At 56.7% G+C, this 13,277-nt stretch carries 16 protein-coding genes; 7 read left to right on the top strand and 9 right to left on the bottom strand.

The window, feature by feature from the left end:
• Positions 1–74: 74 nt before the first annotated feature.
• From ACR0JG_RS16130 to ACR0JG_RS16120, 3 genes are read right to left on the bottom strand one after another with little or no spacing between them, the layout of a single operon-like run.
• Entirely contained in the window at positions 75–1,049 is a 975-nt protein-coding gene (locus ACR0JG_RS16130; RefSeq protein ID WP_170663912.1) for a threonine/serine dehydratase family protein, read from the bottom strand.
• Entirely contained in the window at positions 1,046–1,873 is an 828-nt protein-coding gene (locus ACR0JG_RS16125) for an alpha/beta fold hydrolase (RefSeq protein WP_480571023.1), read from the bottom strand. Before ACR0JG_RS16125 ends, ACR0JG_RS16130 begins: the two co-directional genes overlap by 4 nt.
• The gene (locus ACR0JG_RS16120; protein WP_480571020.1) at positions 1,873–2,559 is read right to left on the bottom strand and encodes a haloacid dehalogenase type II; all 687 of its coding nucleotides are present in this window, start codon (positions 2,557–2,559) and stop codon (positions 1,873–1,875) included. Before ACR0JG_RS16120 ends, ACR0JG_RS16125 begins: the two co-directional genes overlap by 1 nt.
• Positions 2,560–2,683: 124 nt before the next feature.
• On the opposite strand from ACR0JG_RS16120, the gene ACR0JG_RS16115 reads away from it, so the two are divergent.
• A complete protein-coding gene (locus ACR0JG_RS16115) occupies positions 2,684–3,112 on the top strand; it encodes an FKBP-type peptidyl-prolyl cis-trans isomerase (RefSeq protein ID WP_170818117.1) in 429 nt (142 codons plus the stop codon).
• An 11-nt stretch (positions 3,113–3,123) separates the two neighbouring features.
• Here the strand turns inward: ACR0JG_RS16115 and ACR0JG_RS16110 are convergent, their stop codons facing one another.
• Genes ACR0JG_RS16110 through fabA form a run of 4 tightly spaced genes read right to left on the bottom strand, consistent with a single transcriptional unit; the run spans position 3,124 to position 5,938 of the window.
• Entirely contained in the window at positions 3,124–3,312 is a 189-nt protein-coding gene (locus tag ACR0JG_RS16110; RefSeq protein ID WP_170397589.1) for a hypothetical protein, read from the bottom strand.
• 59 nt (positions 3,313–3,371) lie between these two features.
• On the bottom strand, positions 3,372–4,163 hold the full coding sequence (locus ACR0JG_RS16105; RefSeq protein WP_170397587.1) for an enoyl-ACP reductase FabI: 792 nt from the start codon (positions 4,161–4,163) through the stop codon (positions 3,372–3,374).
• A gap of 5 nt (positions 4,164–4,168) precedes the next feature.
• Entirely contained in the window at positions 4,169–5,398 is a 1,230-nt protein-coding gene (fabB, locus tag ACR0JG_RS16100; RefSeq protein ID WP_170397584.1) for a beta-ketoacyl-ACP synthase I, read from the bottom strand.
• A gap of 30 nt (positions 5,399–5,428) precedes the next feature.
• Entirely contained in the window at positions 5,429–5,938 is a 510-nt protein-coding gene (fabA, locus tag ACR0JG_RS16095) for a bifunctional 3-hydroxydecanoyl-ACP dehydratase/trans-2-decenoyl-ACP isomerase (protein WP_039538618.1), read from the bottom strand.
• 187 nt (positions 5,939–6,125) lie between these two features.
• On the opposite strand from fabA, the gene irrA reads away from it, so the two are divergent.
• Positions 6,126–6,542 (top strand): iron response transcriptional regulator IrrA, encoded by a 417-nt coding sequence (gene irrA / locus ACR0JG_RS16090; RefSeq protein WP_170397577.1) that lies wholly within the window; start codon positions 6,126–6,128, stop codon positions 6,540–6,542.
• Positions 6,543–6,545: 3 nt separating this feature from the next.
• Here irrA and ACR0JG_RS16085 read toward each other — a convergent pair whose 3' ends face one another.
• Entirely contained in the window at positions 6,546–7,442 is an 897-nt protein-coding gene (locus ACR0JG_RS16085) for a LysR family transcriptional regulator (RefSeq protein ID WP_480571016.1), read from the bottom strand.
• An 85-nt stretch (positions 7,443–7,527) separates the two neighbouring features.
• Here ACR0JG_RS16085 and ACR0JG_RS16080 point away from each other — a divergent pair, with 85 nt between their 5' ends.
• Positions 7,528–8,325 carry a phytanoyl-CoA dioxygenase family protein gene (locus tag ACR0JG_RS16080; RefSeq protein ID WP_170397571.1) on the top strand — a complete coding sequence of 266 codons (798 nt, stop codon included), beginning with the start codon at positions 7,528–7,530 and terminating at the stop codon, positions 8,323–8,325.
• Positions 8,326–8,328: 3 nt separating this feature from the next.
• Here ACR0JG_RS16080 and ACR0JG_RS16075 read toward each other — a convergent pair whose 3' ends face one another.
• Positions 8,329–9,192: a hypothetical protein gene (locus tag ACR0JG_RS16075; RefSeq protein WP_480571013.1), complete on the bottom strand. Its 864-nt coding sequence runs from the start codon at positions 9,190–9,192 to the stop codon at positions 8,329–8,331.
• 120 nt (positions 9,193–9,312) lie between these two features.
• Here ACR0JG_RS16075 and miaB point away from each other — a divergent pair, with 120 nt between their 5' ends.
• The 4 genes from miaB to ybeY all read left to right on the top strand — a co-directional run bounded on the left by miaB (position 9,313) and on the right by ybeY (position 13,267).
• On the top strand, positions 9,313–10,632 hold the full coding sequence (miaB, locus tag ACR0JG_RS16070; protein WP_480571009.1) for a tRNA (N6-isopentenyl adenosine(37)-C2)-methylthiotransferase MiaB: 1,320 nt from the start codon (positions 9,313–9,315) through the stop codon (positions 10,630–10,632).
• Positions 10,633–10,797: 165 nt separating this feature from the next.
• Positions 10,798–11,562: an outer membrane beta-barrel protein gene (locus ACR0JG_RS16065; protein WP_170564561.1), complete on the top strand. Its 765-nt coding sequence runs from the start codon at positions 10,798–10,800 to the stop codon at positions 11,560–11,562.
• A 146-nt stretch (positions 11,563–11,708) separates the two neighbouring features.
• Positions 11,709–12,731 carry a PhoH family protein gene (locus tag ACR0JG_RS16060; RefSeq protein WP_170404555.1) on the top strand — a complete coding sequence of 341 codons (1,023 nt, stop codon included), beginning with the start codon at positions 11,709–11,711 and terminating at the stop codon, positions 12,729–12,731.
• A gap of 41 nt (positions 12,732–12,772) precedes the next feature.
• Positions 12,773–13,267: an rRNA maturation RNase YbeY gene (gene ybeY, locus ACR0JG_RS16055; protein ID WP_170404552.1), complete on the top strand. Its 495-nt coding sequence runs from the start codon at positions 12,773–12,775 to the stop codon at positions 13,265–13,267.
• Positions 13,268–13,277 lie beyond the last annotated feature (10 nt).

The raw sequence follows: 13,277 nt of genomic DNA, 5'->3' as shown, positions 1-13,277 counted from the left end.
TTTAGCGTCCCCGTCTGCTCAGGGTGTCGGTTAAAACGACTACGACCGGATTTTGCACCGGCTGTAAGCGATTGTCAGGTAAGGAATTCCAACGCCCGTTCAAAGATCTGCGGATCCACGTTGCCGCCCGAGGCGACTACGATCACCGCATCCCCATCAATCTGATCCTTGCGAAACAGGGCAGAGGCTAAAGCAACAGCTCCGCCCGGTTCCAGCACGATCTTCAGACGCAGAAACGCAAGGGCCATGGCGCGTAGTGATTCCTGTTCAGATACCGACAGACCAGGGCCGCAAAGCCGCTGCAGGATGGGAAAGGTAATCTGCCCCGGCTGTGGCGTCAGGATTGCGTCGCAGATGTTTCCCGAAGTAGCGTCGTTGCTTTGGATCGTCCCGCTTGACAGCGAGCGTTTCACGTCTTCGAACCCTTCAGGCTCGCATGGACGAGGGCGCAGACCGGGCGCGTGACGCTCTAACGCCAGCGCAATACCAGATGTCAGCCCACCGCCGCCACAGCAGATCAGAACGTCACCTTCGGTCACGCCCAGCGCCCGTGCCTGACGCGCCAGCTCCAGTCCCGTTGTTCCCTGGCCAGCGATCACTTGCGGTTCGTCATAAGGCCGGATCAAGGTCAAACCGCGCTCGGCAGCCAATGCCTCGCCGATGTCTTCGCGGCTTTCGCTGGCACGGTCATATAGGACGACCTCACCGCCCAGCGCGCGGGTGTTTTCAATTTTCAGCTTTGGCGCATCCGACGGCATGACGATGACGGACGAGATTCCATGCTGTGCCGCCGCATAAGCAACACCCTGCGCGTGATTGCCCGAGGAATAGGCGATGACGCCCCGATTGCGCGCCGCCTCATCCAATGCCGAAATAGCTGACCACGCGCCGCGAAATTTGAAGCTGCCGGTGTGTTGCAGGCATTCGGGTTTGATCAGAACGCGGCGACCCGCGATTTCATCCAGGAAAGGCGATGACAGAAGCGGCGTCTCGCGCACGTGACCTTTCAGCCGCTCGGCGGCGGCTTCGATCATGTCTATGTTGCTCATTTGGCGTCCAGTATCTTGCGGATCAGGTCTAGGGATTGAGGCTCGTTCAGGAACGGGACATGTCCTCGGCCCGGCACTTCGGTCGAGATCAATTCGGGGTGGTGTGCGTGCATCATTTGCACTGTGGCCGCGCTTAAAAGGTCAGAGTTTGCGCCGCGGATCACACCGGTGGGGATCGTACGCAGGGCGTCGAACAAAGGCCACAGGTCCGGTGCCGGGGTGATGGCGGCCTGCTCGATCAGCGCTTGTCGCAATGCGGGGTCATAACGCAGCTGTAGTCCGGTATCGGTTTGAATGTATTGATGTTCTACCTGCAGTTTCCAGACGTCCTGAGCGATGCCCCGGAACTGTGGCGCCATCATCGTTTGCAGGACCTGCGCAGCCTCATCATAGGATTGTGAACTTGGGGGATTGCCGACATAGTCCATAATCTTGGCAATGCCACCGGGTTCGATCACCGGGCCAACGTCGTTCAGGATAACACCTGCCAGCCGGTCAGGATGGCTGGCGGCCAGCGCCATGGCGACCAGCCCCCCGCGTGATGTGCCCAACAGGGTCACTTTCTTCAAGCCCAGTTGATCCAGCAGTTCAACCGCATCCAGCCCCTCGCGCAGGATGTTGTAATTCATGTAGTTCGCATCAAAATCGGACTTGCCGCGCCCGCGATAATCCATCGCAATCATACGAAGATCACTCATATGTGGCGCAAGAAATGAAAAGTCGCGGCAGTTGCGCGTCAAGCCAGCTAAGCAAAGCAGAGGATGGCCCGTGCCGGTATCTTCATAGTACAGGCGTTTGCCGTCCAAGGTGGTGAAATACGCCATCAAAGCCCTGCCAATTGTGGGATCGTCGTCAGATCTGGCAGCACATGTGCAGGTTTCCAAGGTAGGCGATCCATTGGTTCGCCAGCGCGGTTGACCCAAGCTGTGACAAATCCATAGCCGCTTGCACCGGCAGCGTCCCAGCCGTTTGAGCTGACGAACAGAACTTCTTCGCGCGTACAACCGAACCGGTTTTGCACCAGATCGTATACGCTGGCATGGGGTTTGAAGACCCCCACGCTTTCGACCGACAGAACATCATCCAGCACATCACCGATCGCGGCAGACTGCACCGCCCCGTTCAGCATCGGGGGTGAACCGTTGGACAAGATGGCGGTCTGCAACCCACCGGCCTTCAGCGCCTTCAACATATCGGGGACCTCGGGATAGGCCTGCAATTCCCAATACAAATCGAGCAGACGCTGCCGAAGGGTGATATCCCCTTGAAGGCCAACCGCTTCCAAGGCCCAATCCAGCCCATCTTGCGTGACATCCCAAAAGTCACAATGCGCATCAGCGACAGCACGCAACCATGTATATTGCAGTTGCTTCAGACGCCAGTGATTGGCCAACTCGGGCCATTTGCTAGCCAACGCTTCAAATCCGGGCTCTGTTGCGGCCTGCCTGGCGGCGGCGGCCACGTCAAACAGAGTGCCATAAGCGTCGAATACACACGTGGTGATAGCCATCCGATCCTCCCCTGATCGGGCGCAGGTAAACACAACCGGTTCCGGGGTTAAAGAGGGCAGGGTTTACAATGCTGTGTCAGCCTCTAGGCTGCGCCGTTCGTTTCTTTTCAGGCCGGAGGCCATCATGACCGCAATCAAACAAGGCGACACGGTTCGCATCCACTACACCGGAACTCTGCTGGACGGCAAAGTCTTCGACAGTTCCGAGGGGCGCGATCCGTTGGAGTTTGCGGTTGGTTCCGGGCAGATCATACCCGGTCTGGACGCTGCCCTGCCGGGCATGCAGATTGGCGAGAAAAAGCGTGTGGAGATCGATTGCGTTGACGCCTATGGCCCGATCAATCCGGGCATGCGGCAGCAGATCCCGCGTGAAGGCATCCCGGATGACATTCCGCTTGAACCTGGCACGCAGTTACAGATGCAAACTCCTGACGGTCAGGCATTGCCAGTGACTGTCGTCGAGGTAGATGAGGCGACGGTGACCTTGGATGCAAATCATCCACTAGCGGGGCAAGATCTGGTCTTCGATATCGAAATCGTTTCGATCAACTGACGCTGATTGGATCAAAGGCCCGGGATATGTGACAACAACGGCTCAATCGCATCGCGCACGGGCGGTTGGGTCAGAAACACAAAGGCAATCAGCAGCGATGTGAGAATCAGCAGCAAAAGACGCGCACGTCCGCTTCCTGATTTGCGTTTCAAAGCTGGCGAGCGCGTGTTGCTCGCAAGGATCTGTTCAAGTTTGCTCATATCGTAATCCCTGCGGGGCAAAGATGTTCAAATCTTGGCACCCGCAGGGAAAGATATGGTCACATGGCCTCTGGCTGAGGCATGCCCAGAATATGATACCCGCCATCGACACGGATGATCTCACCCGAAGTATAGCTGCCGGCGTCGGACGCAAGATACACGGCGGTGCCTCCGACGGCCTCCAGCGTGGCATTCGAACGCATCGGTGCGTTCTGGTCGCAGAACTTGTAGGTCTTGCGTGCACCACCAATAGCCGCACCCGCCAATGTTTTCATCGGGCCGGGCGAGATGGCGTTCACGCGAATACCCTCGGGGCCCAGATCGTTCGCCAGATAGCGCGTCGCCGATTCCAGCGCAGCCTTGGCGACGCCCATGACATTGTAGTTTGGTACAACCTTGTTCGACCCCTGATAGGTCAGGGTCAACAACGTGCCGCCATTGTCCTTCATCAGCGGATAAGCGCGACGGGCAACTTCGATGAACGAATAGGCCGACACATCCAGCGAGTGTTTGAAGTTTGCCCGCGTGGTGTTCAAGAATCGACCGGTCAGTTCGGACTTGTCCGAATAAGCGATAGCGTGGACAACAAAATCTATTGTTGGCCAGCGGGCGGACAACTCGCCAAACGCGCGATCCAGTGAATCATCATCGGTCACATCCGCATCGACCATGAAGTCGCTGCCCAAGCTTTGGGCCAGCGGTTCGAGCCGTTTGCCAAATGCCTCGCCCTGATAGGTGAAAGCCAGCTCAGCGCCCGCTTCGTGCATGGCTTTGGCGATGCCCCACGCGATAGAGCGGTCATTAGCCACGCCCATGATCAGGCCGCGTTTACCCTTGAGAATATCCGACATCTTGTTCACCCGTTATACTTCGACAGAACCATGGATCCGTTGGTGCCGCCAAAGCCGAAGCTATTGGTCATCACGCTGTCCAAGCCTGCGTTTTCAACCACTTGAGTTGCAATTTCACCGGGCAGGATGCCGTCGGCAAGTGTGTCGACATTGATCGACGGAGTAATGAAATCATGTTCCAGCATGAGCAGGCAGAAGATCGCCTCAAGCGCCCCCGCTGCGCCTTGCGCGTGACCGGTCATCGATTTTGTCGATGAAATCGGAGGCACACTGCCTTCACCAAAGATACGGCGTACGGCTTCGACTTCTCCGACGTCGCCCACTGGGGTCGAGGTGCCGTGGGCATTGATATAGCCGACCTTGCGGCCTTCGGGCACGGTCGACAGCGCCAGACGCATCGCGCGCTCGCCGCCTTCGCCGGATGGTGCCACCATGTCGTGCCCATCAGATGTCGCGGCATAGCCGGTTACTTCGGCATAGATTTTCGCACCGCGCGCCAGCGCATGCTCGAGGTCTTCCAGAACCACGATGCCGCCACCGCCGGAAATCACAAATCCGTCGCGGTTCTGATCGAATGCGCGCGAGGCTTTATCAGGTGTGTCGTTGTACTTGGACGACATCGCACCCATCGCGTCGAACAGGCAGGACAGGGTCCAGTCCAGCTCTTCTCCGCCGCCCGCGAACATCACATCCTGCTTGCCCAGCATGATCTGTTCAGCCGCATTGCCGATGCAGTGCAGCGAGGTCGAGCAGGCCGAGGTGATCGAGTAGTTGATACCTTTGATTTTGAACGCGGTCGCCAAGTTCGCAGAAATCGTCGAACACATGCACTTTGGCACTGCAAACGGGCCGATCCGTTTGGTTGCGCCGGTTTTCAGCACGGTTTGGTGCGCGGTCAACATCGCGCTGGTCGATGGTCCACCCGAACCGGCCACCAGACCTGTGCGCGGATTGACCACCTGATCTTCGGTCAGCCCGGCGTCCGCGATGGCCTGATTCATCGCGATATGGGCATAGGCAGCACCCGGACCCATGAACCGCAGGGTCCGCTTGTCCACGTGATCGGCCACATCGATTTTCAGCGAACCGGCGATTTGGCTGCGAAAGCCGTGCTCGACCATTTGTTCGCTTGCTACGATGCCGGATTTGCCTGCTTTGAGCGAGGCGAGCACCTCTTCGGCATTGTTCCCGATCGAGGACACAACCCCCAGACCGGTGACGACTACTCGACGCATGTGCGTACTCCTTATTGCGGCCGGTCAGGCTCAGGCGTCTGACAGAACGACCTTCATATCCTTGACGTCGTATATCAATTCGCCATCGGCTTCGACGATGCCATCTGCCACACCCATGGTCAGGCGGCGCGTCTGGATCGCCTTTTTGAAATCAATCTTATAGGTCAGCATCTTCCGGTCCGGGCGCACCATGCCGGTCAACTTGACCTCTCCGACGCCAACGGCCATGCCACGTCCTTGCCAGCCGCGCCAGCCGAGGTTGAAGCCGGTCAGTTGCCACAAACCGTCCAGGCCCAGACAGCCGGGCATGATCGGATTGCCGGGGAAATGGCAGTCAAAGAACCAAAGGTCAGGTGTGATATCAAATTCGGCCAGCACATGACCCTTGCCATGCGCTCCACCGTCGCCGGAAATCTCGGTAATGCGGTCCATCATCAACATCGGCGGAGCCGGCAACTGCGCGTTGCCAGGGCCAAATAGTTCGCCGCGGGCGCATTTCAGCAGATCGTCCTTGTCAAAACTGCTCGGGAATTGGGCCATTCTGCCGCCTCTCCTGCCTGGGTCCGTTTATTACATCTGGCCTCGTCTATCACCCGTATGCAAGGTCCTGCAAGACCAGCACTCCATATCTTGTTGTGACTACAATATTCTTTGCGAATGAATTTCATTTGAAATTGCAGGCAGGGCGCACTTATATTAAGGGCAGCAAAACACAGGTATCGGATTCATGACACCTCAGAGCCGTGAGATCGCTGCAAATTGGTTGGTTGACGCAGGTTTGCGCCCCACGCGCCAAAGGGTTGCTTTGGCCGAATTGCTTGTGGGCGACGGTCTGCATCGTCATGTGACAGCGGAAAGCCTGTTTGAATCCGCAAAAGCCAAAGGTGACGCGGTTTCGCTGGCGACCGTATACAACACATTGCGGGCGTTTTGCGATGCCGGGGTGCTTCAAGAGATCACTGTTGACGGGTCCAAAAGCTATTTCGACACCAACACGCATGACCATCCGCATTTCTATTGGGAAGACGAAAGCCGTCTGAGCGATGCACCATCCGACCAATTGGTGATCCAACAATTGCCGGAAGCTCCTGAAGGCGTCGAAATCGCTTCGGTCGATGTGGTGATCCGCCTGCGGAAGAAGTAACCTCTAATCCTTACATAACAACGTAACCAACGCATGCTCAGCCTGCGTGATCATCGGATCTGTCGGCCCCGTGCCATGCCGTGCCAATACAACAGATTCGGTTGCGTCTGGATCGGTGATCGGCAGGCTTATCACGCGGACCTGATCATAACTGAAGCCGTTTTTGGGGCTGGTATAGCTTATCCCGATGCCTTCCCCATGAGCGGCCAGACTGCGCGAAAGCTCCAATGATTCCGCTCGGTGCGAGATTGTGGGGTTCAAACCTTTGCGTCTGAAAAGCGCGAGTACATGCTGTGCAGACAAACCCTCTTTAGACAGAATCAGTGGATATGACGCTAGCTCGGTCAGGGTTAGCTGCTTGGCCGCCGCTAGTGTATGATCAGGTGAAAGCAGTGCGTGTGGGGTGCTGTCGAACAACTTCTTACAAGAAAAACCGGCATCCATGCCGAGCTCATAGGTGAGTGCAAAATCGTATCTGCCATCGATCAAGCCGGAAATCAGGCCTTCGAACGTCTCAACCCCGTGTGTCAGGACGACGTCGGGCAAAGCTTCTTGCAGGCGGTGCAGAGATTGGGCCAGAAGAAAGGGTGCCAGATCGACAAAGCATCCCAGGCGCAATCGGCGCTCGCCGGTTATCGGCTGCTTTGACTGTTCCAAAAGCGCTGCTCGCTTCAACAAGGCCTCGGCCTCTTCGATGAATTTGCGGCCCTGCGGGGTCAGCGCCATCGCGGCACCCCGTCTTCGGGCAAACAGTGGATATCCCAAACGTGATTCGACCCGGGTCAGCGCATTGGACAAGGCAGGTTGCGAGACATTTAGGCGTTGTGCCGCAGCAGACAGGCTGCCATGCCGACCGATGGCGCAAACATATTCGTATTGGCGCAGAGTGAGATATAACATAGAGTTAATACCTAAATTGAAAGATATGATTTGAACAGATGTCTTATTCATGCGCAGATCGGGCGACAAATCTAAGGAGACCGCAATGACTCACCCTCTTGTTTCTCAGGCCATGATCGACAACTTCCAGACGGACGGCGTTGTGTTGGTCAAAGGCCTGTTCGCCGATCATATTGAAACCCTACGGGCCGGGGTTGCCGCGAATATGGCCGAGCCGGGTCCTTATGCTTCGGAGAACAGGAAAGATGGCGAAACCGGCCGTTTTTTTGACGACTATTGCAACTGGTCCCGTATCCCGCAGTTTCGTGAAGTGATCGAAAAATCTCCTGCTGCTGAAGTAGCGGCCGACCTCATGCAGTCGCAATCTGTGCAGATGTTCCATGACCATGTTCTGGTGAAGGAACCCGGAACCTCGATGGCAACGCCGTGGCATCAGGATGGGCCATACTATTTTGTGGATGGTCAACAGAATATCAGCTTCTGGTCACCGTTGGATCCGGTGAAACAAGCGACCTTGCGCTGCGTTGCCGGTTCGCACCGCTGGGAAAAAGAAGTGCTACCTACCCGCTGGGTCTCGGAAGAAGGTTTCTTCCCTGACGAGGGCCAGTACATGCCGATTCCGGACCCAGATGCCGAAGGGATGAAGATTGTAGAATTTGAAATGGAGCCCGGTGACGCAGTGGCCTTCAACTATCGCACGCTACACGGGGCCCGAGGCAATACTTCCGATAGCCGACGCAGGGCATTTTCGCTGCGATTGGTTGGTGATGATGCACGTTATGTCGAGCGTCCAGGCCGGACTTCGCCGCCATTTCCGGGACATGAAATGGTGCCGGGGCAGCGGCTGCGCGAGGACTGGTTCCCAGTTCTGCTACAGCGTTAGAACCTAGAACCACTGGCCCGATTCGATCAGGCCCAGATCCAGCAATTGGCGCGAGTCCCACTCGAACGGAGTTGAATGGTTCCAGCAGAAGTTGGAGATATCAAACGTCGATCCGGCGTTCGTCTTCAATGCTTTGGCCGCCCGGAACGAACAGATCGCGGCGGTCAGGTTGTTGTGCCACGGGCAGGCATAGGTGTTGTATTCTGCCTCGCTGAACGTGTGATCCGGCAGAAGTTTCAGATCGGGTTTTGCTTTGAACAGCGAAATCCGATCGATACGGCGCCGTTCATACGGGATATGATCTTCGAACCGCCAACGCAGACCACCGGACATATCCAGTTGCCGCTCTAGCGGCTTGCCAGATGCGTCATGCCGCGTGTGGGCGTAGTATCCAGTCTTGTCCAGCATTGCGTGATCGGGGGCCACTCCGTTTGGATAGGCCGTCAGATCATTCGCATACAGATCGATCACATGGGTCAGCATGGCCTGGCGCCGTTCTTCAGAATGGAAGGCCAGCAACTCTCCGACCGAGCGGGTCTCGCAGAAAGGGTAGAACAGATATTCAGAGTTGTAGCAGTAGTATACCCACGTGCCTTGAGCCGCCTGAATGATCCGATTGACGGCCTCAAATACGACGGTTCTGGGCGCGCAGGTCATCGTCACTCGATGAACCCTTTCCTCCAGCGCTTCATCCAGCGTGAATTCCTGGGGCAGGAATGTGATCACGGATTTGAACCCCAGCTTCAAATGATGGTGCAGCGTCCCTTCTAGCTCGACATTATCTTCGGCAAATATCAGTGCCACGGGTCCCTTGCTCAGGATCGACCGATCGGATTTCAGAAGGTGATCAAGGGATTCGTACTGCATCATTGGTTTCGTTGCCGCCTTGCTGGAAATTCCCGCCAAATTCGGGTAATTGCACCAGCATTGCAAGCGGCGTTCGATACGTATAGACGACGCCGACCCAGCGACTGCAAAGGCCAACCCATGTCTGAACCGAAAAAGCTGTTTATCAAGACCTATGGCTGTCAGATGAACGTCTATGACAGCGAACGCATGGCCGAAGCGCTGGGCGGACAGGGCTATGTCGAGACCAAATCGCCCGATGATGCGGATATGATCCTGCTCAATACTTGCCACATTCGAGAAAAGGCAGCTGAGAAAGTCTATTCCGAACTGGGCCGTTTCAAGGGCCTCAAGGCGGAAAAGCCGGACCTTAAAATCGGTGTCGCAGGTTGCGTCGCTCAGGCCGAAGGCGAGGAAATCATCCGCCGCCAGCCGCTTGTCGATCTGGTGGTGGGGCCACAAAGCTATCATCGCCTGCCCGAGATGGAGGCGAAGACGCGCGCGGGTGAAAAGGCGCTGGATACCGAGTTCCCCGAAGAAGACAAATTCGAAAAGCTCAAGAATCGCCCCAAGGCCAAGCGCGGACCGACGGCATTTCTGACCGTGCAGGAGGGGTGTGACAAGTTCTGTGCCTTCTGCGTTGTGCCCTATACACGCGGGGCCGAGGTCAGCCGCCCGGCAGATCGCATCCTGCGTGAGGCCCGCGATCTGGTTGAACGCGGTGTGCGTGAGATCACGCTGCTGGGGCAGAACGTCAATGCCTATCACGGGGCTGGACCGGACGGAGACATGACCCTTGCCGGTCTGATCTGGGAATTGAACAAGGTCGACGGGCTAGAGCGCATACGCTTTACCACCTCGCACCCGAACGACATGGATGATGCGCTGATCGAAGCGCATGGCACCTGTGAGAAGTTGATGCCATATCTGCATTTGCCGGTGCAGTCGGGGTCGGACAAAATTCTAAAGCGGATGAACCGCAGCCACACGGCTGAAAGCTATCTGCGATTGATCGAGCGTATCCGAGAAGCGCGCCCCGATATTCTGATGTCCGGCGATTTCATCGTGGGCTTCCCGGAAGAGACGGAAGAGGATTTTCAGGCCACTCTGGATTTGGTCGAAGAGGTCAAATACGGCTACGCCTATTCCTTCAAATACTCGACGCGACCCGGCACACCTGCAGCAGAACGGCCACAGGTCGAGGCCGAAGTGGCGGATGCACGCCTGCAGCGCTTGCAAGGGTTGATCACGCGCCACCAGCGCGAGATTCAGGACTCGATGGTCGGAAAGACAGTTAATGTCCTGTTTGAAAAGCCTGGGCGGCAACCGGGCCAGATGGTTGGAAAATCCGAGTATCTGCATGCGGTTCACGTCGCGGACGCTGATATCGCGAGCGGCGAATTACGTAAGGTAAGGATAAAATCGTCTGGTGCGAACTCGCTGGGTGGTGAGTTGGTCTGATCCCTTGTGGCTGGCCCGCAAAGGGTTTTCGCCTTGAAATTTAACCCTTGATTTATGGCTTGGAACTATGTTCCGAGGAAGGCTAGATTTTTCTGGGCCGAATTTTGGGTGTCGACAAACTCATCGACCCCGCCTGACGGCCCGCCTTTGCGGAGGGTACGAGTAGTGAGCTGGATACGTTTTCCGAGTGTAAACCTTTCCCGTGTTTTGTCGGCGACTGTCGTGTTGCTATCTTGCGCTGCCCCGACTTTGGCCGGCGATGTCGTCGGGGAAGTCACTGAGCCCGACGTAATCTCGTCTCAGCGTTTCGCGCGCGACGTCAATGCGTTCTATCTGGGGGTCAGCGCCGGACATGCCTCGGGCGGTTCGGACGAGTTTGGCCTGCGCGTGAACGACGGAGACACGTTTGCTGCGGGCGACCTTAAGCCAAGCGGAAATTTCGCAGGTTTTCGCGGTGGCTGGCGCGGCATTCTGCCAGCCAGAGGTGGGCGCGACTATGTGTATGGGCTGGAAGTCGGTTATGACTTTGGCACGCTCGATGACAGCACGTCCTCCCGGTCCGGTGGGGCAGAGGTCAGTGGCAGGTCCGCGATATCGGATGTATTGTCCATCCGCCTTCGGAACGGGCTTACCAACCGCAGCGGCAGTGTCCTCTATTTTGTGACTGTGGGTTATGTCCGCGGCGATATCACCACGTCAGGCTCACTAACTGATGCAAGCGGGACAAGCCGATTTGAGAGCGAGGACCGCCGACAAGGTTTCTCGGCCAGCTTGGGCGCTGAACACAAACTGAACGAAAATTGGTCGATCACCGGCGAGATCGAGTATCTGCAGTTCGAATCAAAAACGGTCGAACTGGGTCCGTCATTCTCGACCAAATCGACGCCAAGCTATCGCGGACTGCGGATCGGGTTGAACTATACATTCTGATATCCGCGCGATTGGCGTTTAAAGTTGGCTGTTTCAGCGTTCATCGGCGCATTTGTCATGAGGTGTGCAAATTTTGAAACTGCCGCTTGCGTCTACCTCTTCAGTTTGTCTACGCTCAAGGTGAACCGCCAAGACAGGAGAACGGATTGGCCATCGGTGCCCTGACCCCACCGCAAGATGACATGCCCCAGCGTGAGGCGCTTGTTGAATTTCCAGACAACAGATTATTGATCGATTTGTGCGGAGAGTATGACCGCAACTTGACCGATATCGAACAGAAGCTCTCGGTGCAGATTGTGCGACGCGGCAATCAGCTTGTCGTGCTGGGCGACGAGGATTCGCAAAAGCAGGCGATTGAGGTTCTACAGGCCCTCTATACACGGCTCGAAGGTGGGCGTGATGTGGAAGCCGCAGATGTCGACCGCGAGTTGCGCATGGGCAATTCCGAGGTCGGAACTGGCACGCGCGATGGTGACCAGCTTGAGATGTTCAAGGGTGGCACGGTCGAGATCAAGACACGCAAAAAACTGGTCGAGCCGCGCACCGACGCCCAGAAGGCCTATGTGCAGTCGCTGTTCAACAACGAACTGGCCTTTGGCATTGGACCCGCGGGCACCGGCAAAACCTATCTGGCCGTTGCGGTCGGGGTGTCCATGTTCATTGGCGGGCACGTTGACCGCATCATTCTCAGCCGTCCGGCGGTCGAGGCCGGTGAAAAGCTCGGTTACCTGCCCGGTGACATGAAGGATAAGGTCGATCCCTACATGCAGCCGCTTTATGACGCGCTGAATGATTTCCTGCCCGGAAAACAACTTGCCAAGCTGATCGAAGAAAAGCGGATCGAGATTGCTCCGCTTGCCTTCATGCGCGGTCGTACGCTGGCAAATGCATTTGTGGTGCTGGACGAGGCGCAGAATGCCACAACGATGCAGATGAAGATGTTCCTGACCCGGCTTGGTGAAGGTAGTCGGATGGTTATCACCGGCGACCGGTCTCAGGTTGACCTGCCGCGCGGTGTGCAATCGGGTCTCAAGGATGCCGAACGGTTGCTGAAAACGATCCCGAATATCAGCTTCAACTATTTCACCTCGAAAGATGTCGTCCGCCATCCGCTTGTCGCCGCCATTATCGAGGCGTATGAGGCCGATGCGGGGCGCGAAACCGGATAACTTTCAAGGCGCCGATTGAAGCTGGGCTCGGAGCCAAAGGTATGAATCTGGAAATCACGCTTGAGGATGATCGCTGGCGCGGGCTGGAGCCTTTGGCCACGCGCGCAATTGCTGCTGTTCTGGAGTATTGCGATCTTGAGGCGGATCAATGCGAAATCAGCTTGCTGGGCTGCGATGATGCACGGATCGCTGAATTGAATGCTGAATTTCGTGAAAAATCCACGCCGACCAACGTCCTCAGCTGGCCTGCCGAAGAACTGGCCCCGGATCGGGCGGGAGACACTCCGCCGGCTCCGCAACCTGACTTTACTGGCGAAATCGTGCTGGGCGACATTGCGATCTCTTATGACACCTGCGCGCGCGAAGCAGCTGAAGCCGGCAAAAGCACCGACGATCACGTGACGCATCTGATCGTTCACGGTACACTACATTTGCTGGGGTATGATCACATTCGTGACCTCGACGCCACTTTGATGGAAAGGGTCGAGGTCGAGATACTTGGCAAACTGGGTATAGATGACCCATATAATGTATGACATGGGCACC

The organism is Ruegeria sp. AD5 (genome assembly GCF_056542345.1).
The sequence above is the reverse complement of the archived record's forward strand: the minus strand, read 5'-3'. Positions and strand labels throughout refer to the sequence as shown.